Annotated in this window: 17 protein-coding genes, 1 pseudogene and 1 riboswitch; of the genes and pseudogenes, 1 reads left to right on the top strand and 17 read right to left on the bottom strand. The window is 46.4% G+C overall.

The annotated features are described in order from the left end of the window. The first annotated feature begins 74 nt into the window (after nucleotides 1–74). Nucleotides 75–119, top strand: a riboswitch (PreQ1 riboswitch). 6 nt (nucleotides 120–125) lie between these two features. Then, complete coding sequence (locus DRW41_RS11695) at nucleotides 126–614, top strand: QueT transporter family protein (protein ID WP_115452186.1); 489 nt, start codon at nucleotides 126–128, stop codon at nucleotides 612–614. Between the two features lie 85 nt (nucleotides 615–699). Here the strand turns inward: DRW41_RS11695 and DRW41_RS11690 are convergent, their stop codons facing one another. The 17 genes and pseudogenes from DRW41_RS11690 to DRW41_RS11615 form a co-directional block, all read right to left on the bottom strand. After that, entirely contained in the window at nucleotides 700–1,080 is a 381-nt protein-coding gene (locus DRW41_RS11690) for a YbaN family protein (protein WP_245959416.1), read from the bottom strand. Nucleotides 1,081–1,100: 20 nt separating this feature from the next. Beyond that, on the bottom strand, nucleotides 1,101–1,598 hold the full coding sequence (locus DRW41_RS11685) for an NUDIX hydrolase (protein ID WP_115452184.1): 498 nt from the start codon (nucleotides 1,596–1,598) through the stop codon (nucleotides 1,101–1,103). Between the two features lie 96 nt (nucleotides 1,599–1,694). Beyond that, entirely contained in the window at nucleotides 1,695–2,738 is a 1,044-nt protein-coding gene (locus DRW41_RS11680; RefSeq protein ID WP_115452183.1) for an aldose epimerase family protein, read from the bottom strand. Between the two features lie 261 nt (nucleotides 2,739–2,999). Further along, nucleotides 3,000–5,171, bottom strand: coding sequence for a putative bifunctional diguanylate cyclase/phosphodiesterase (locus DRW41_RS11675; protein WP_245959415.1), 2,172 nt, complete (start codon nucleotides 5,169–5,171; stop codon nucleotides 3,000–3,002). Between the two features lie 189 nt (nucleotides 5,172–5,360). Then, nucleotides 5,361–5,678, bottom strand: a pseudogene (locus tag DRW41_RS11670) (redoxin domain-containing protein); the annotation flags it as partial. 15 nt (nucleotides 5,679–5,693) lie between these two features. Then, nucleotides 5,694–5,861: a hypothetical protein gene (locus tag DRW41_RS22985; protein WP_181884520.1), complete on the bottom strand. Its 168-nt coding sequence runs from the start codon at nucleotides 5,859–5,861 to the stop codon at nucleotides 5,694–5,696. A 393-nt stretch (nucleotides 5,862–6,254) separates the two neighbouring features. Continuing rightward, nucleotides 6,255–6,872, bottom strand: coding sequence for an SAM-dependent methyltransferase (locus DRW41_RS11665; protein WP_115452180.1), 618 nt, complete (start codon nucleotides 6,870–6,872; stop codon nucleotides 6,255–6,257). 12 nt (nucleotides 6,873–6,884) lie between these two features. Further along, entirely contained in the window at nucleotides 6,885–7,631 is a 747-nt protein-coding gene (locus DRW41_RS11660; RefSeq protein ID WP_115452179.1) for an amino acid ABC transporter ATP-binding protein, read from the bottom strand. 15 nt (nucleotides 7,632–7,646) lie between these two features. Beyond that, on the bottom strand, nucleotides 7,647–8,306 hold the full coding sequence (locus DRW41_RS11655; protein WP_115452178.1) for an amino acid ABC transporter permease: 660 nt from the start codon (nucleotides 8,304–8,306) through the stop codon (nucleotides 7,647–7,649). A 77-nt stretch (nucleotides 8,307–8,383) separates the two neighbouring features. Further along, entirely contained in the window at nucleotides 8,384–9,166 is a 783-nt protein-coding gene (locus DRW41_RS11650) for an amino acid ABC transporter substrate-binding protein (protein WP_181884519.1), read from the bottom strand. A gap of 337 nt (nucleotides 9,167–9,503) precedes the next feature. Next, nucleotides 9,504–11,384 carry an ABC transporter ATP-binding protein gene (locus tag DRW41_RS11645; protein WP_115452177.1) on the bottom strand — a complete coding sequence of 627 codons (1,881 nt, stop codon included), beginning with the start codon at nucleotides 11,382–11,384 and terminating at the stop codon, nucleotides 9,504–9,506. Then, the gene (locus tag DRW41_RS11640) at nucleotides 11,384–13,111 is read right to left on the bottom strand and encodes an ABC transporter ATP-binding protein (protein ID WP_115452176.1); all 1,728 of its coding nucleotides are present in this window, start codon (nucleotides 13,109–13,111) and stop codon (nucleotides 11,384–11,386) included. Before DRW41_RS11640 ends, DRW41_RS11645 begins: the two co-directional genes overlap by 1 nt. Before the next feature lie 16 nt (nucleotides 13,112–13,127). After that, entirely contained in the window at nucleotides 13,128–13,571 is a 444-nt protein-coding gene (locus tag DRW41_RS11635) for a MarR family winged helix-turn-helix transcriptional regulator (RefSeq protein ID WP_115452175.1), read from the bottom strand. A 438-nt stretch (nucleotides 13,572–14,009) separates the two neighbouring features. Further along, nucleotides 14,010–15,083, bottom strand: coding sequence for an ABC transporter substrate-binding protein (locus DRW41_RS11630; RefSeq protein WP_115452174.1), 1,074 nt, complete (start codon nucleotides 15,081–15,083; stop codon nucleotides 14,010–14,012). Then, the gene (locus DRW41_RS11625) at nucleotides 15,080–15,883 is read right to left on the bottom strand and encodes an ABC transporter permease (RefSeq protein WP_115452173.1); all 804 of its coding nucleotides are present in this window, start codon (nucleotides 15,881–15,883) and stop codon (nucleotides 15,080–15,082) included. Before DRW41_RS11625 ends, DRW41_RS11630 begins: the two co-directional genes overlap by 4 nt. After that, on the bottom strand, nucleotides 15,876–16,688 hold the full coding sequence (locus DRW41_RS11620; RefSeq protein WP_115452172.1) for an ABC transporter permease: 813 nt from the start codon (nucleotides 16,686–16,688) through the stop codon (nucleotides 15,876–15,878). Before DRW41_RS11620 ends, DRW41_RS11625 begins: the two co-directional genes overlap by 8 nt. After that, nucleotides 16,685–17,788: an ABC transporter ATP-binding protein gene (locus DRW41_RS11615; protein ID WP_115452171.1), complete on the bottom strand. Its 1,104-nt coding sequence runs from the start codon at nucleotides 17,786–17,788 to the stop codon at nucleotides 16,685–16,687. The genes DRW41_RS11620 and DRW41_RS11615 overlap by 4 nt, the downstream gene beginning before the upstream one ends. Nucleotides 17,789–18,000 lie beyond the last annotated feature (212 nt).

Here is an 18,000-nt window from a genome sequence, read left to right as displayed (position 1 = left end):
CAATAATTTGGCAGAAAAATCCGCCCTATTGACTAAGAATAACGCCGGGATTATAATGTTACTTTCGGGTAAAGCCCGACGTGGTTCGAGAACCTCCCACGCTAAAAAACTAAGGAGAGAGAAAGATGAATATTAAATCATTGGCAGTGAACGGGATTATTGCTGCGCTGTATATTGTGGTGACGTTTTTTATCCAGCCGCTCAGCTTTTCAAATATTCAATTCCGTTTATCCGAGATGTTCAACCATCTCATCGTATTTAACAAGAAATACTTTTTCGGCATTATCCTTGGCGTTTTCCTGGCAAACCTTTTCTTCTCGCCAAGTCCCGGCCTCGACCTTATTTTTGGTTTCGGGCAATCGGTGCTCGCCCTTTTGATTACCATGTTTTCATCCCGGTATATTAAAGGAATCTGGGCTCGGATGGCAATTAATACCGTTGTCTTTACGGTGACGATGTTCCTGATTGCCTGGGAATTGAACATTGTCTTCAAATACCCATTTTTCGCTACATGGCTGGCGGTCGCATTCGGCGAATTCGCCGTGCTTACGATTGGCGCGCCATTGATGTATGCCATTCATAAACGCATCAATTTTGAAAAACTTATTGATTAATAGCGAAAGGCCAGACCGGTTAGGGTTTGGCCTTTTTTGCGCATAGCAAGCTTTCCCCCGTAATTCCAATGGAGGAGCGCTTCAATTACAGCGTCTTGATTTTAGTAAAAAAATAATAGTATTTATACATGACAATGGCTGCAAGCATGGCTCTCAGCGCCCAGCTGTCGGTCATGACGAACGGAATTGCGATCATGCAGTCCGCAAATAGGAGAATCGTGAGTTTTTGTTTTAAGGTCATTTCCCGTTTCCGTACAAAACCTTCGAGATGTTTTTTATACAGTGGGCTTTCTTTGAACCATGCCTCGAACTTCTTCGAGCCTCGCATAAAGCAATACGACGCCAACAAAAGGAGCGGGGTGGTCGGAATAACCGGGAGGACAATGCCGATTATGCCAAGTCCAAGAGACATGAAACCAGCAAAGATAAACAACAGGCGCAGCGGCTTCCTGACGATATCGGCCACCTCCTTTCTAGAAATTTCCTCTATGCCGGCATTGTGGCTGTGAATAATTCCTGCAGGTATCGATAGTGAACAAATTCGCCGCGGCTTGCCATGGAAAGGATTTCTTCGGCTGTTGCCCATTTTACAGCGCTAACTTCCTCCACCTGGAGGACGCACTCCGCGATATCGACATTCTGCCTGATAAGCCAAACGTCGGAAATGCTCTCATCCCTTACAACAGTGAAAGCTACCTCGGCATTTTCCATATCCGGAACAATGCCCAGTTCCTCTTTCGTTTCCCGTATACATGCCGCGGCGCTGTCATCACCCATAATCGCGGCGCCGCCAGTGGTTGCCCACAAATTCGGGGAGCCTTTTACATGCGGGGCGCGTTTCTGGATCAAGTATTCTCCTTTACTGTTCAGAATCCAAACATGGACGACAAGATGAAAGTCACCATGTGCTAGTTTTTCCCCGCGGATTGCAGTTCTTCCTGTTTTATTCCTGTCGCGGTCATATACATCCCAAAATTCCGGCATAGATTCCCCTCCAAATTGGCTAATCGAACCTTTATGATACCACTTTTTACAATTAATCAGTGCCTTGGGTTTTGATGAAATCAAGGGCCCGTTTGGTCACCGAAATTTAAACTTTGTATACGAATAGTACTTTTCACCTTCATCAAGCACAATGGAAGGAAAATTTGGTTGGTTAATGGCGTCAGGGTATTTCTGGGTCTCCAGACAGACTGCCAAATACGGCTCTGGCTTTACCTTTCCGCTCAGCAGAAAGCCACCTTCAAGCTGGTTCGTTGTATAAACCACTACAGCAGGCTGGTTCGTTTCAACCTCCATTTTCCGGCCACTCTCATTACAACGCAATTCTATGGCCGTCCCGTTCTTTTGATTAAGTACAAAGGGATGGTCGTAACCCTTTCCGGCAAGGAGATTTTGCTCATCGCTCGATGCAGGGCCGTCTGAAAGCTTTCTGCCCTCCCGGAAATCAAAAGCTGTACCCTCTACATCAAGCAGGCTTCCAGTCGGAATCAGGTTTTCATCCAATTCCAGAAATCTTTCACTATCCAACTTGAGAGTATGATTAAGAATGGTCGATTTGGCGTCCCCACTCAAGTTAAAATAAGTATGGTTGGTCAGGTTAAGAATCGTCTTCTTATCTGTTGCTCCGAAAAACTCAACGATGAGCTCGTTATCATCGGTAAGGGTATAGACTGTCCTTAAGGAAACGTTCCCCGGGTATCCTTCCTCACCGTCCGGGCTCTCATATGAAAATTCGACTCTGGCGACAGGTCCCTCCGCGTGGACTTTTGCATCCCAAATGACCTTATCGAGTCCCTTCAGTCCTCCATGAAGATGGTTGCCGTCATTATTTTTGGCAAGAATATATTCTTTTCCGTCGAGGCTAAAGCGCCCATCCTTTATCCTTCCAGCCACCCGGCCCACGACCGCTCCGAAATAAGGCGAATGCCTGAGATAATCCTCGAGATTGTCGAAACCGAGCACCACATTCTCAATTTGCCCTTTTGAATCCGGTACAAGGATTTCGGTAATAATGCATCCATAATCCAGGCAGGTGAACCCCATGCCATTATGGTTCGTTATCGCAATCGCATGGACAGGTTTTCCATCCAGTTCCCCAAAGCTTTTCTTTGTTACTTCCATAGCCCGACCCCTCCCGAAACTTTTTGCGTTTTTTTTCCCGGCTCTCTGCATTGATTCCTATTGGCCGATTTTTCAGATCCCTGCATGCTTATTGGAAAGATTTATTTTCTAAAAAGAACCTAACAATGCCATAGTCATACAAAACAACATGTTTTGCAACTTCTTCCTCCTAAACAAGCGGATACTAGTATTTGGCTCATTCAATTAAAAAAGCAAATCCCCGTGATATGGGGGGATTTGCCTTTTTCCATGATCCGCTGCTTAAACGAGAATCGGTTTATTCAAGAGTTTTTCGACTTGGGAGGCCGGCAGCGGGCGGCTAAAATGATAGCCCTGCCCAACGGTGCATCCGTTTGACACCAGGTATCCGACCTGTTCCGGTTTTTCGATTCCTTCGGCGATAACATGGAATCTCATATTCAAGCCCATGTCGAGGATTGTTTTGACCATCGCGCCTTCTAACGCATCGGCGTCAATATCATCAAGGAATGATTTATCAATTTTAATCGTATCGATTGGCAGGTGTTTGAGATAACTCAAGGATGAATAGCCTGTCCCAAAATCATCGATGGCAATCTTTACCCCCAACTCGTTCAATTGCCCAAGTATCTTGATGGACCTATCAATGTTCTGCATAATACTTTCCGTTATTTCAAGCTCAAGCGAACTTGGGTCCATTTCCGTTTCGATTAGGATTCGTTTTACCGATTCGACAAAATTATCATCCTGGAACTGCCTGACGGATATATTTACGGAAACCATTAATGGCGGATAACCTTTTTCCTGCCAACTCCGGTGCTGCTCACACGCTTTTTTCAACACCCATTTCCCGATTGGGACTATAAGGCCGGTTTCCTCGGCAAGCGGGATGAATTCCGAAGGCGGCACAAGCCCCTTTATCGGATGCTCCCACCTGATCAGCGACTCGACGCCGATGATAGCGCCGGTTTCAAGTTCAACCTGCGGCTGGTAATAAAGCGTGAGCTGCCCCTGTTCGATTGCCTTTCTCAACCCTGTTTCGAGCTCCATCTTCTTGGAAGAAAGTCCTTGCAGGTGGGATGAAAAGAACTGATAGTTATTTTTACCTCGGTCCTTCGCAAGGTACATAGCCGTATCGGCATTCTTTATCAGCGTTTCCCCGTCAATTCCGTCTGTTGGGGAGACGCTGATGCCGATGCTTGGAGTTACAAAAAATTCTTCGCCATTTATTCCAAACGGCCTTGAAAAATCATTCAATATCCTTTTTGAAACCCTAACGATCTTTTCACGGCTGGCGTCATTCAATAGAATAATAAACTCGTCGCCGCCCTGGCGCGATACGATGCCATCCTTTTTGACCGCCTGTTCAAGCCTGGAGGCGACAGCCTTAAGCAATAGATCGCCGACGGAGTGCCCTTTCGTATCATTGATGATTTTAAAACGATCGAGGTCAAGGAAAAGGACCGCATGCTTTTGGTTGTTATTGCTGTTTAGCGCCTCGTTCAGTTTTTCCCTGAATCGGTTCCGGTTCGGCAGTCCTGTCAGCGCATCATAATAGGCCATATTCTGGATTGTCTGTTCGGCCTTTTTCCGTTCGGTAATATCACGTCCGACAATTTGCCTCGCAGCCCTGCCTTCAAAGAAAATCGGCATCGATACCATCTCAAGGTCGATCTTTGTCCCATCCAGCCTTGAAGCCTGGAACTCAAGGCTTATCTTTTCGCCGCCATCAGTTCCAATGGTCAGTTCACGGTACCGCATCTCATGGATAACCGACTTCGGAATAAGGCTGGAAAGCGGCATCCCAATTATCTCCCTCGGGCACTCTCCCCCAAAAATCCTTGCACCGGTTTCATTTATATAATCAATTTTCCCCCTGCTGTAAACGGCAATAATATCGGGGGACATTTCAACAAGGCTTTTATAACGGTTTTCACTCTCTTTTTTATCCGTTATGTCAAAAAGCACCGAACTGAAGTCGACAAGTTCCCCATTGGTGACGGTTGGAATCCCCCGGTCCTGTATCCAACGGATTTCCCCGTCTGGACGGATAATCCGGTAAATACTCGTAATGGTATCCCCTTTGGCAAAAGCCTGCTCCCTCTCCGGCAAAATATGCTGGTCATCCGGATGGATCACTTTCCGCCATAGTGTATGGTCCTGGTAAAATTCCTGGAGCCTATACCCATAAAGCTTTTCTATGCCGGGAGTAATCATCAGGTGGTTTGCTTTCAGGTCATGTGTCCAAATGGCGACATCCAGCGTATCAAATATTTCTTTCAGCCGCTGTCGATTCTTTTGAAGTTCCTCCGCAGTCAAATCGACCCCTTTAAGGACAGCGAGAATCAAAAGGCCCGTAACGATTAGGGCGGTGAAATGAAAAAACTGTTTGTTAATCGGAAGAAACATGGAACCGATCTCGGAAATCAGTACCAAACCGGTGAATGAGAGCAAAATTAGTCTTCCTCTATTCTTGATGATAGGCCTTATTTTCATATTTTCCCCTTAATGCCTGCTTTTTCACTATGGCACTTTTCTTATACTTTTAAAATAACAAATTTCCATAAATACCTCAATGTGGTTTTTAATTCCTATAAAAAAAAAACCGCCCGCTCCTAATGGAACAGGCAGTTGAAAGATGTCTTATTGAGCGCCGACCTTTTGTGCAGCATACGGAATGATGTCCCCGACCTGCTCCCCAAATGGGTCCAGCTGCTGGGATTCAAGGACCTTTCCATTCTTGTCGAGGATCGCAAAGCCCCTCACCGACTTCGGACCGCTTGAATCTTTCATTTTTGCCTTGTCAATTAACGTCAAATATTTATCGGAAAGAAGGGTATAGTCAAGGCCCAGCTCTTTCTTCATTTCCTTATGATCCTCCGGAGAAGCGGCGCTTAGCGCGTAGACATCCCCTGGGAAATCAGCAAATAAATCTTTATTGTTCTGCAGCTCGACCAGCTGCGATTTGCAGTAGTCTCAGGTATTGCCGGTAAAGAAAAAGACCAGGGATGGCTTGTCCTTGTTTTCCAGCGATACTTCCTTGCCCTGCTCATCGAGGAGGACCTTTTTCCCGGAACAGCCCGCCATAACGAGCGCAAAAGCCGCCAGGAATAAAACGGTCCGCAAAAAACTCCGCTTATGCATGTATGAACCCCTTTCAACCTATTTGTATTAAGTATACCGTACCGTTTCGGGAGGGCAAGAATCAAGTTTGTGAACATTTTAACAAGATGGTGTTGGTGGTAGCAGGCCAATCAAAAAGTAATAAAAAGAGGCACCCTTTTATGATAAAAAAGGCGGCTTAGTTATCTGAATATCCAGATAAACTAGAATCGGTGAAAAAGTGACTAGAATCTCTTCATTAATGACTAGAATCATTGAAAAAATGACTAGAATACGGCTAAAATCCCTTTTCAGTACTCAGTGGCAAGAAATATTTTGCGCAAGAAGTGTAAATATATACCTAAATCCCAGGATAAATGGCCAAACCCGCTTAATCACACTGAAAAAGGCATGCCATAAATACGGCATGCCCATTTAAACATCCTTCCGGTACACAAGGAACCGCTCATTTGCGTTTTTCTCGTATAAACCCGGCAAAATGACCTCTTTTACTAGTTCGAAGCTTGTCTGGTATTCAAGGAACTGGACATAATCGCCGGACGGATAGTAGAGAATCAAGTCAATGTCGCGAGGACTTTTCTCGGCGGACTCGAGGATTCGATTCACCACTTTTATAAAAATTGATTGGGTAAAAGGATTGAAGAAATAAAACTTATTGTCCTCCGGCTCGATTGGATAGTCCTCGGCAAGGCAGCAAAGGAAATGGACCTTGTCGGCGCGTTTTTTCATTTTGGCCAAATAGCCATTCCTATTCTCGATTGCTTCGTGGTAAAAAACCTCATTCATCTCCACGCCTGTAACATACGCGTTGAATAGGTAATTGGCATAGAACGCCAACCTTCCCTTGCCGCAGCCAAAGTCGACAAGCCTGTCCCGGCTTTCAAGTTCGTATTCGGCAAAGAGGGAATCGAGCGCCTCATACGGCGTCGGTTCATAGGGATGATAATGAATCGACTTTAAGAACCCTTTTTGGCCGCCGGCGGTTTTTATATTCAGTAAGGCATCTTTGTAGCGTTCCACATCCACTTGCATCTCTTCCTTCACTTACTTAAAGCTGCGCGTCAAAAAGGCTTTCGTACGTTCATTGCGCGGGTTTGCGAAAATTTCGGATGGCGGGCCTGATTCGATGATTTCCCCATTGTCCATAAAGATAACCCGGTCCGCGACCTCGCGGGCAAATCCCATTTCGTGCGTCACGACAAGCATGGTCATATGCTCTTCGGCAAGTTTCTTCATCACCTGGAGCACTTCGCCGGTCAATTCCGGGTCAAGCGCGGAAGTCGGCTCATCAAAAAGGAGGATAGCCGGATCCATCATGAGGGCCCGGGCAATGGCAACCCTCTGCTTCTGGCCGCCCGAAAGCTTGGCCGGATAGGAATTTACATGGCCAGCGAGGCCAATTTTCCCAAGAAGCTCTTCGGTCCTGTTTTTCAATCCTTCGGAGGCTTCCTTCTTCACTATTTTTGGGGCAAGTTCAAGGTTCTCTTTCACGGTAAGGTGAGGAAACAGGTTAAAATGCTGAAAAACCATTCCCATCCTGGAAGTAATGCGCTTAGTTTCCTGCTGCGATGGATAGACGCCGTCCTTTACAAGGTAATCGCCATCAACAGCTATGCTGCCCCCGTCGATTTTTTCCAGCTGGACGAGGCTGCGGAGCATCGTGCTTTTTCCTGAACCGGAAGGCCCGATAATCGCGATTACTTCATTTTTATTTACGTTAAAAGAAATATCCTTCAGCACTTCGGCAGCACCGAAAGATTTCTTGAGATTGCTTACTTCAATAATAGCCATTTTCCCCGCCCCTTTCTAATCAAATTTAAAGTTCCGTTCCACCCATTTAAAAAATGCCGTCAACAGAAGGGTCATTGCAAGATAGATGACCCCTGCGACAAAGAATGGAACGATGGTAAAATCTCTGTTAACAGCGGTCTGGGCAAAATGGAGCAGCTCCGGTACAGCGACTGCGTACAGCAGGGCGGTATCTTTCACAAGTGTTATAGACTCGTTCGCAACCGCCGGAAGGGCAATCCTGAACATTTGCGGGAGGATGACCTTTGCGGTTGTCTGCCATTTGTTCAGGCCAAGCACCTGGGCGGCTTCATACTGCCCCCTGTCGATGGCGAGAAGGCCGCCGCGAAAAATTTCTGCAAAATACGCAGCATAGTTCAGCACAAATCCGAGCGATGCCGCAACGAACCGGTCAAGTACCAAATACTCGCCGATTACAGGAATCATCGGCAGCCCAAAGCAGATGAACAAGAGCTGGAGCAAAAGCGGCGTGCCGCGCATGATGTAAATATACGCCTGGGCAAGCCAGGATAATGGCTTGAAGCTGCTTTTCACAGCCAGCGTCAGCAAAAATCCGAGCGGGATGGATGCGATGATCGCAATGAAAAACAGCAGGATTGTCATTTTCGCGCCTTCAAGCATCGGCCCGCTGATTGAAATAATATAATCGAGAGTCATACGAATTCCTCCGGGTTAACTAAGCGAAAACAAAACAGGGTTTCCAGCGGAAATCCTGTTTTGTCCTTAATTCAGCTTTATTTTAATACCTTATCTTCCCCAAACCATTTTTTCGAAACTTCGGCGGCGGTGCCGTCTTCGTTCATTTTATCCAGGGCTTTCTGCAGCTTTTCGAGAAGCTCTTCATTCCCCTTTTTCACGCCGATTCCGTATTGTTCCGGTGCAAGGCTTTCATCGAGGATCTTGAATGTGTTTTCCTGTTTCGCTGCGTAATAGTCGATGACGACTTCATCGATGACGACTGCGTCAAGCCTGCCGCTCTTCAAATCTCCTAGCGCCATGACGTTGTCAGCGAACTCGGTTACTTCTTTAATCTTTGATTTAACCGGGTTGGCATCAAGCGCATCAGCTGCCGAAGACAGAGACTGCAGCCCGACGACTTTGCCTTCCAGGTCGGCGAGTTTTTTGATGTTCGAATCGGCAAGTGTGACGACTACCTGCGCGTTTTCAAGATAAGGTTTTGTGAATAGGACTTTCTTCTTTCGATCATCCGTAATAGTGTATCCGTTCCATATCAAGTCAATCCGTCCGCTGCTTAACTCTGACTCCTTGGTTTTCCAGTCGATTGGCTGGAATTTCACTTTCATGCCCATTTCCTCCGCGGCCGCTTTCGCATAATCAATATCAAAACCAACAAGCTCATTGTTTTCATCACGGAAGCCCATCGGCGCGAATTTATCATCAATTCCGATCACGAGCGTATCTCCCTTGCCTTTACCAGAGGAAGAATTGCCCGAACATCCTGTTAGAACCATAAACAACGCTGAGACTAGGAATGCAATCATCGCTAGACGTTTCATAATGTAGACCATCCTTTTTGTTAAAATTTATTTTAGTTTAAAACACTTTAGTGCGTTACCATATTATCACACTATCAGATTATAACATTAAAATATTTACGAGACAATAGCCCAAAATAAGTTCAAAAAATTCCCAACTATATAGGTTAAATCAAAAATTGGCTTCCATGGAACACTGTGAAACAAGAAAATTCGGGGAGTGACAGGCACTGTTCGCATTACTCAAAAAATAGAAAAAGCAGCTGCCCGGGTTGAGGCAGCTGCCATTTTAGTAAGTGAGTCACTACTAGTAATAATCCAGTAACCGATTTAAGTTTTTATAGATTGCCTGATAAAATCAGCCAACATTTTTCGATTTGCCGGTGAATTGGCTGTTGTATAGATCCGCATAGAAGCTGCCTTTTTCAAGCAGTTCCACATGTGTCCCTTGCTCGATCACCTTCCCGTGGTCCATGACGAGAATCATGTCGGCGTCACGGATTGTAGAAAGCCTGTGGGCGATGACAAAGCTGGTACGGTCCTCCATCAGCCGGTCCATCGCCTTCTGGATGTGCACCTCTGTCCGGGTATCGACGCTGCTTGTCGCCTCATCGAGGATAAGAATGGCCGGATCCGCGAGAACGGCCCGCGCGATAGTCAGAAGCTGCTTTTGCCCCTGCGAAATATTCGACGCTTCCTCATTCAGGATTGTGTCATATCCATCAGGAAGAGTCCGGATAAAATGGTCTGCATTGGCTGCCTTCGCAGCTGCGACAATTTCCGTTTCCGAAGCCCTTTCCCTTCCGTAGGCGATATTCTCACGAATGGTACTATTGAACAGCCATGTATCCTGCAGGACCATTCCGAACAGGCTCCGGAGATCGCTTCGTTTCATGCTGGCAATGTTAACCCCATCAATAAGGATTTCTCCGGAATTCACATCATAGAAACGCATCAGCAGATTGATAAGCGTCGTTTTCCCCGCTCCGGTGGGTCCCACAATTGCCACCTTCTGGCCCGATCTCACATGGATATTCATATCTTCTATTAAAATTTCATTCTCCTTATAACCGAATGATACGTGATTGAAGGAGACATCTCCCTCCACATCGGAAATACTCCTTGGCGATGCTGCTTCAGGAACTTCCTCTGTTTCATCAAGAATTTCGAAGACCCGTTCCGCACTGGCGATTGTGGATTGGATGATATTCGCGATTTGGGCCGTTTGGGCAACCGGTTGGGAAAACTGCCGGGTATACTGGATGAACGCCTGGATATCGCCGATTTCAATCGCCTTTTTCATGACCAGAATTCCTCCGACCGCTGAAACAAGGACATAGCCGATATTGTTGATGAACATCATAATTGGCATTATCAACCCGGAAATAAACTGGGCTTTCCATGCTGATTGATAAAGTTCTTCATTCATTTCCTCGAATTTTTCCAGCGACTTCCGTTCATAACCGAAAACCTTGCTGATTTTATGGCCTGTATACATCTCTTCAACATGGCCATTTAGCGTCCCCAGCGACTTTTGCTGTCCCATGAAATGCTTCTGCGACTTCTTGGCAATATTCGCAATTGCGACCACACTTAACGGAAGGGTCACAATAACAATCAGTGTCATGAGCGGGCTGATTGACAGCATCATGATAATGACGCCGATAATCGTCACGACCGAAGTGATCAGCTGGGTCATGCTTTGCTGGAGCGTATTGCTGATATTATCTACATCGTTGACCGCCCGGCTCAGGATTTCGCCATGGGTCCTGGAGTCGAAATATTTTAACGGTAGCCGATTAAGCTTCTCCTCGACTTCCTTCCTTAGGTTATAAACCGTTTTTTGCGCGACTCCCGCCATCATATACTGCATTAAATACGAGAACGCTGCGCTTAAAACGTAAAGGCCGATAAGAATCAGGATAATATGCCCGATATAGTCAAAATCGATTTCCGCACCCGGGACTCCCCGCATCTTCATCATCAGGCCCTCAAAAAGCCTGGTTGTTGCCTTACCCATAATTTTCGGGCTGACGATGGCAAAAATGGTACTAATGATCGCCGTGGCCAATACAGCCAAAAGCTGAAACTTGTATGGCTTCAGGTAACCAGCGAGCCTCTTCAATGTTCCTTTGAAATCCTTGGCTTTTTGGACGGGCATGCCCATTCCAGGCGGCCCAAATCCGCTTCCGCGCCGACCCTGCCTGTGGCTATTGTTGGTTTCAGTTTCCTTGCTCATCAGGCAATCTCCTCCTCGGAAAGCTGGGACATGACGATTTCCCGGTATACTTCATTTGTTTTCATCAATTCTTTATGGGTGCCGATTCCAGAGATTGTGCCCTCATCAAGGACAATGATCTGATCGGCATCCATGATGGTGCTGACACGCTGGGCGACAATCAGCACCGCGGCTTCCGCTGTTTCATCCTTCAATGCGGCGCGGAGCTTAGCGTCGGTTTTAAAATCAAGCGAGGAAAAGCTGTCGTCAAAAATGTATATCTCCGGCTTCCTGACAAGCGCCCGGGCAATCGACAACCTCTGCTTTTGTCCACCCGAAACATTCGTTCCGCCCTGGGAAATGACGGATTCATATCCTTCAGGCATCTCTTCGATGAAATTCTTAGCCTGGGCAATTTCAGCCGCATGGCGAATTTCCTCTTCAGAGGCGGCCTCTTTTCCAAAACGGATATTTTCCGCCACCGTTCCGGAAAATAAAACAGCCTGCTGGGGTACGAACCCAATTTTCCCCCGCAAATCCTCCTGCTTCATTTCCCTACTATCGACCCCGTCGACAAGGATGCTGCCGCTGTCAATGTCGTAGAACCTTGGGATCAGATTGACAAGTGTCGATTTCCCGGACCCCGTGCCGCCGATGACGGCCGTTGTTTCCCCAGGCTTCATTGTAAAACTAATATTGGATAAAGCGGGGATCTCCGCCCCCGGATAACAGAATGTCACGTCCCTGAACACGACACTCCCTTTATCCTCCGCCGGTTTTTTCGGACTGGCAGGGTCGCTGATATCAGCTGTCAGCTCGAGCACCTCGTTAATCCTTCCCGCTGAAACCGAAGCGCGCGGAATCATGACAAACATCATTGATACCATAATCAAGGAAAACATGATTTGCATCGCATACTGGATGAACGCCATCAAATCACCAACCTGCATATGCCCGTTGCTGATCCGGATGCTTCCGAACCAAATGATCGCCACTGTTGTCAGGTTTAGGAAAATCATCATTAACGGCATAAGCAAGGCCATAATTTTATTTACCTTTATGGCTGTTTCAGTCAAATCCATATTTGCCATGTCGAAGCGTTTTTTCTCGTGTTCAATCTTGTTAAAAGAGCGGATGACGCGGATCCCTGTCAGGTTCTCTCTGAGGACACGGTTCAGGCTGTCAAGCTTTGCCTGCATCGCCTTGAACAATGGGAGCCCTTTTTTCGCAAGAATGGCAATTACCAAAACCAGGATTGGCAAAGAAACGGCCAAGACCAAAGTCAATTTCGCATCCTTCGAAACCGCCATAATGATTCCCCCAATGCACATCATCGGCGCCATAATCATCATTCTTAGCATCATGACGAGCACCTGCTGTACTTGGGTAATATCATTTGTCGTCCTTGTGATTAGCGAGGACGTGCCAATCTGGTCAAATTCATTAAGGGAAAACCCGGACACATGTGAAAACACCCTGCTTCTGAGCAACTTTCCGAAACCAGAGGCAATTTTAGCCGAAAAATAACTCGCCCCGACCGAACATATCATACCCCCCGCCGCGACAAGCAGCATGAATCCGCCGATTTTCCAAATATAAGCCGAATCTCCTTTAACCACCCCATTGTCGACAATATCCGCCATTAACGTTGGGAGATAAAGGTCCGATAGGGATTGGAGGAAAACCAAGATGAGGACGATTCCCACAGAAAGGGCGAATGGCTTTAAGAACTTGCTTAGTTTCTTCATGTTCGTTCCTTCTTTCTCACTTGCGGTTTATGTTTAAGTAATATTCATTCACCTTGGAAAGCAGTTCTGCCAGTTTATCGCTGTCTTCTTCGCCAAGATAATCAATCAGGCCCAAAAATGTTTCCCTGAATGCCTTCCTGGCCTGCTCGGTAACCTCATCGCCTTTATCCGTCAGCCTAACATTCACGGAACGCCGGTCGTTCGGGTCAATCTCCCGCGCCACCAGGCCATCTTTTTCAAGGACGTTGATAAGCTGCGTCACAGTGGGCGGCGTCACATGCAGCCTTTGGCTAATTTCAGACACTTTCATTCCCCCGCCGCCTTCGTTCGTTCCTTGCTTAATTACCGCCATTATTTTAAACTCGCTCGGATTAAAACCGGCAATCTTTTTCTCATGCCAGCCGCTCTTCCGGAACTGCATAAATGTATTAATCAACTTCTGCGCAATCTCGCTATCCATCTGAGCCAACCTCATCACCTCTAAATTAGTTAGGTTACTTAAATATTAGTAAGCTAAATTATAATTTCTTTCACATTTTCTGTCTAGTGAAAAATTGTCTTTACAGCAAAAAACCATCCATTTTTTTTAAACGGGATGGTTCTATACTGAATCGTATATGCTTCAATCACTTATTTTGGTTTTCCGCATCCAGCTTCCCTGACAACTTTTCAGAGGCCTCTGCAACCGCCGGCCCTTCGATTACTCCAGGAATTAGTTAATTTTACGAGAGTTAGTAGTTGTTCCTGGGAAGAAAAGACCTTCTCAGCACAAAAATCTGCTGTGGAACATCGTGAAACAAGAAAATTCGGGGAGTGACAGGCACTGTTCGCATTTCTGGCACTAAAAGCATTTTAACTTTATATAAAGAAAGGCACCCTATGTGGGTGCCTTAACAATTTATTTTCTGTGCATTTTAAATTCGAGGAAGAGCTGGTTGTAATAGGCCAGGTTCCGCGGGCCGAGGTTTTCATAGACCTCTAGCTTTTCTGTCAGTTCTTCGGATGGGTAGAAGCGTTCGTCGGACGTCATTTCCTCCGGCATATACTGCAGGGCTTCCTTGTTCGGTGTTGAATAATATACCCATTCCGTATTCTGGGCGGCGATTTTGGCATCAAGTATGAAATTGAGGAACTTATGGGCTGCTTCTACGTTTTTCGCCGTCTTCGGGATGACCATGTTATCGAACCATAGATTCGATCCTTCACTTGGGACGACATATTCAATGTCTTCGTTTTCCCCCATAATGTCGGCAGCCACCCCGGACCAAACAATCCCGATTGCGGCTTCTTCATTCTCCAACAGCATCTTGATTTCATCGCCGACGATTGCCTTGATATTCGGCGTCAGTGAATCAAGTTTGGCCTTTGCCTGGCGGAGGTGGTTTTTATCCGTATCGTTCAGCGAGTAGCCAAGGCTATTCAGCCCCATGCCCATCGCCTCACGGGCGCCATCGATCAGGAGAATTTCATTTTTCAAGTCCGGATCCCATAGATCGTTCCAGCTGGTGATCTGTTTCCCACCGAGCATTTCCGGATTATAGACAACCCCAACCGTTCCCCAGAAATAAGGCACGGAATACTTATTTTCGGGATCGAACGGCAAATCCATGAAACGCGGATCGATATTTTTCAGGTTCAGAAGCTTAGAATGATCGAGGGGGATGAGCAAATTCTCCTCCCGCATCTTGTCGATCATATATTCCGATGGAACAGCGATATCGTAGGCTGTTCCGCCCTGCTTGATTTTTGTCATCATCGCTTCGTTCGAGTCAAATGTTTCGTACACAACGCTGATGCCGGTTTCTTTTTCAAACCGCTTGATTAAATCCGGGTCAAGGTAATCCCCCCAGTTGTAAATCGTCAATGTGTTGCCGCCCGAATACCCTTTAGTCGCATTGAGTTTTGAGATAATCCCGAGCAAAACGGCCGAAGCTAGAACGATCGCGATAAATAAACGCATGAGCTGTTTCATTTACGGACCCCCATTCCCGCCGGCTTTTGCCGCTGTGTGATAAAGTAGTAAACCACCACAAGGATGACGGTGAAAAAGAACAGCAGCGTCGAAAGGGCATTGATATTCAAGGAGACGCCGCGGCGCGCGAGTGAATAAATTTCAACTGAAAGTGTACTGAATCCATTCCCTGTTACAAAGAACGTCACAGCGAAGTCATCTAAAGAGTATGTCAAGGCCATGAAGAAACCCGCCATGATTCCTGGCGACAAGTATGGCAAAATGACCTTCGTCAGCACGTCCCAGCTGTTTGCGCCCAGGTCCCTGGCAACATCGACAAGGGTAGGGCTCATCTCGGTCAATTTCGGGAGGACCATCAGGACGACGATAGGTACGCTGAACGCGATATGGGACAGCAGCACCGAGTAAAACCCGAGCTTATAACCGGAAACGGTAAATAAAATCAGGAACGATGCCCCGATAATGACGTCAGGGCTGACAATCAATACATTATTAAGCGACAATAACGTGTTTTTTGTCGACCGCTTTCTCATGTAGTGAATTCCAAGGGCACCGCCGACACCGATAATCGTAGCAATTAGCGCGGAAAGCAGCGCCACGACGAGTGTATTCAGAACAATGATCAACAGGCGTGTATCGCTGAACAATTCCTTGTACCAATCAAGGGTAAACCCTTCAAAGCCGAACATTTTCCCCCCACTGTTAAAAGAGTACAGGATCAGGAAGAAAATAGGTGCATACAGGATAAAGAATATCAGGACCAAAAACAGCTTTGAGAGTGGGGATAGACTTTTATCCACGTGAAACACCCCGCTTTCGGATGCCTGTCATCGCCATAATGGCAAACATCGCAATTATTAAAAACACAGCAATTGTCGAACCCATTCCCCAGTCCTGGGTGACCAAGAAGTTCTGCTCAATCGCCGTTCCGAGCGTGATGACCCTGTTGCCCGCGATAAGCCTTGTCAACATGAACAGGGAAAGGGCAGGAATAAAGACTACCTGGCAACCCGATTTTACCCCTTCAATCGTGAGAGGGAAAATAACACGGCTGAAAGTGGTCCACTTCGATGCGCCGAGATCTTTCGCCGCATCAATCAGAACCGGATTCAATTCATTCAGCGAGTTGAAGATTGGCATTATCATAAATGGGATGAAAATATAAACCGAAACAAAAATAAAGCTGAAATCGGTAAACAAGATTTGTTTTGAACCAATCCCGATTGCCTCAAGGAACTGGTTGGCCGCCCCGTAAGTACCGAAAATGCCCAGGAACGCATACGCCTTCAAAAGCAGATTGATCCAGGACGGGACAATAATGAGCAACAGCCAAAGGTGCTTGTGCCTCGTTTTCGTCAACAGCAGCGCGGTCGGATAAGCGACAAGCAAGGAAAACAACGTAATCAAAAACGCATACCAAAAGGAACTGAAGGTCATCTTCAAATAGACCGGCGTAAAGAATCTTTGGTAATTCGCCAGTGAAAATTGGCCGTCAATATCCAGAAATGAATAGTAGACTACGAGCAAAATTGGGACAATGACAAAGAAAACCATCCAAAGTGCATAGGGCAGCATATACAGCTGGCGCGTCAGGTTCCGATTCATTCGCCTTCCCCATCCTTATACGCTTCCAACCGCCGGTCAAATTCTTCTTCCGTTTCGCCCAATCGCATAACGTGGATTGCTTCCGGCTCAAAATACAAGCCGATCTGGTCGCCAACGGCCGCCTTTTTCGTCGAATGGACAAGCCACTCGTTACCGGCATTATCATAGCAGCTCAATTCATAATGGACGCCTCGGAAAAGTTGGGAATCAACCTGCACTTGAAGCTTGCCCTTTTCAAGCGATGTAATTTCCAAATCCTCGGGACGGATGACAATTTCAACCGGCTCATTCGGATTTAGCCCCTGGTCGACGCACTCGAACTGCTTGCCTGTAAATTCAACAAGGTAATCACGAACCATTGTCCCTTTGACAATATTGGATTCTCCAATAAAATCGGCGACAAACCGGTTGATTGGCTCGTCATAAATATCAGTCGGGCTTCCGCTCTGCTGGATTTTCCCTTCATTGATGACAAAAATCTCATCCGACATCGCGAGCGCCTCTTCCTGGTCGTGCGTGACAAAAATGAACGTGATGCCAAGCCTCCTCTGGAGCTCGCGCAATTCATATTGCATCTCTGTGCGAAGCTTCAAATCCAGCGCGGATAGCGGCTCATCGAGAAGGATGACCTCTGGCTCATTGACAATGGCCCTGGCAATCGCGACACGCTGGCGCTGGCCGCCGGACATTTCAGTAATTTCCCTGTTTTCATAGCCAACAAGGTTTACAAACTGAAGGGCTTCCTTTACCTTCACTTTAATATCGGCTTCCTTCATTTTCTTAATCCTGAGGCCAAACGCGACATTTTCATACACACTTAAATGAGGGAACAGCGCATAATCCTGAAAAACCGTGTTCACCTGGCGCTTATTGGCTGGAAGGGTGTTGATTCTCTTTCCGTTAAAATAAATATCACCGGAGGATGCCTCCGTAAATCCGGCAATCAACCTCAGAATGGTTGTCTTCCCGCAACCCGATGGGCCCAGCAGTGTGTAAAACTTCCCTCTCTCAATCTCAAAGCTAACATTGTCCAGAACCGGGCGGTCTTGATCGTATTGCTTTGTTACATTCTCAAATTGAATAATTACGGAACTATTCATGGCAGCCTCCTTTTCCCGGGCATACAAATTTTATAATTAAAGTTATGAGTCTTGGCATTCTCGCAAATCTTGCGGATTTTCGACAAATCTCCACGATTCATTCGGAACAATTATACATGAGGCAGGCAAAAATTCAATATTCTTTCTATTTTTTACAAAAGTTGTGAATGTTTTATTGGGCAAAGGACACTTTCTCCATAATAGAAAAGCCT

Source organism: Neobacillus piezotolerans, assembly GCF_003362805.1.
GTDB classification, from domain to species: domain Bacteria; phylum Bacillota; class Bacilli; order Bacillales; family Cytobacillaceae; genus Bacillus_D; species Bacillus_D piezotolerans.
The sequence above is the reverse complement of the archived record's forward strand: the minus strand, read 5'-3'. Positions and strand labels throughout refer to the sequence as shown.

Coding starts and splice junctions, on each gene's coding strand:
- DRW41_RS11695 (WP_115452186.1), top strand. CDS start 126: ATGAATATTAAATCATTGGCAGTGAACGGGATTATTGCTGCGCTGTAT.
- DRW41_RS11685 (WP_115452184.1), bottom strand. CDS start 1,598: ATGCCGGAATTTTGGGATGTATATGACCGCGACAGGAATAAAACAGGA.
- DRW41_RS11680 (WP_115452183.1), bottom strand. CDS start 2,738: ATGGAAGTAACAAAGAAAAGCTTTGGGGAACTGGATGGAAAACCTGTC.
- DRW41_RS22985 (WP_181884520.1), bottom strand. CDS start 5,861: ATGCATAAGCGGAGTTTTTTGCGGACCGTTTTATTCCTGGCGGCTTTT.
- DRW41_RS11665 (WP_115452180.1), bottom strand. CDS start 6,872: ATGCAAGTGGATGTGGAACGCTACAAAGATGCCTTACTGAATATAAAA.
- DRW41_RS11660 (WP_115452179.1), bottom strand. CDS start 7,631: ATGGCTATTATTGAAGTAAGCAATCTCAAGAAATCTTTCGGTGCTGCC.
- DRW41_RS11655 (WP_115452178.1), bottom strand. CDS start 8,306: ATGACTCTCGATTATATTATTTCAATCAGCGGGCCGATGCTTGAAGGC.
- DRW41_RS11650 (WP_181884519.1), bottom strand. CDS start 9,166: ATGAAACGTCTAGCGATGATTGCATTCCTAGTCTCAGCGTTGTTTATG.
- DRW41_RS11645 (WP_115452177.1), bottom strand. CDS start 11,384: ATGAGCAAGGAAACTGAAACCAACAATAGCCACAGGCAGGGTCGGCGC.
- DRW41_RS11640 (WP_115452176.1), bottom strand. CDS start 13,111: ATGAAGAAACTAAGCAAGTTCTTAAAGCCATTCGCCCTTTCTGTGGGA.
- DRW41_RS11635 (WP_115452175.1), bottom strand. CDS start 13,571: ATGGATAGCGAGATTGCGCAGAAGTTGATTAATACATTTATGCAGTTC.
- DRW41_RS11630 (WP_115452174.1), bottom strand. CDS start 15,083: ATGAAACAGCTCATGCGTTTATTTATCGCGATCGTTCTAGCTTCGGCC.
- DRW41_RS11620 (WP_115452172.1), bottom strand. CDS start 16,688: ATGAATCGGAACCTGACGCGCCAGCTGTATATGCTGCCCTATGCACTT.
- DRW41_RS11615 (WP_115452171.1), bottom strand. CDS start 17,788: ATGAATAGTTCCGTAATTATTCAATTTGAGAATGTAACAAAGCAATAC.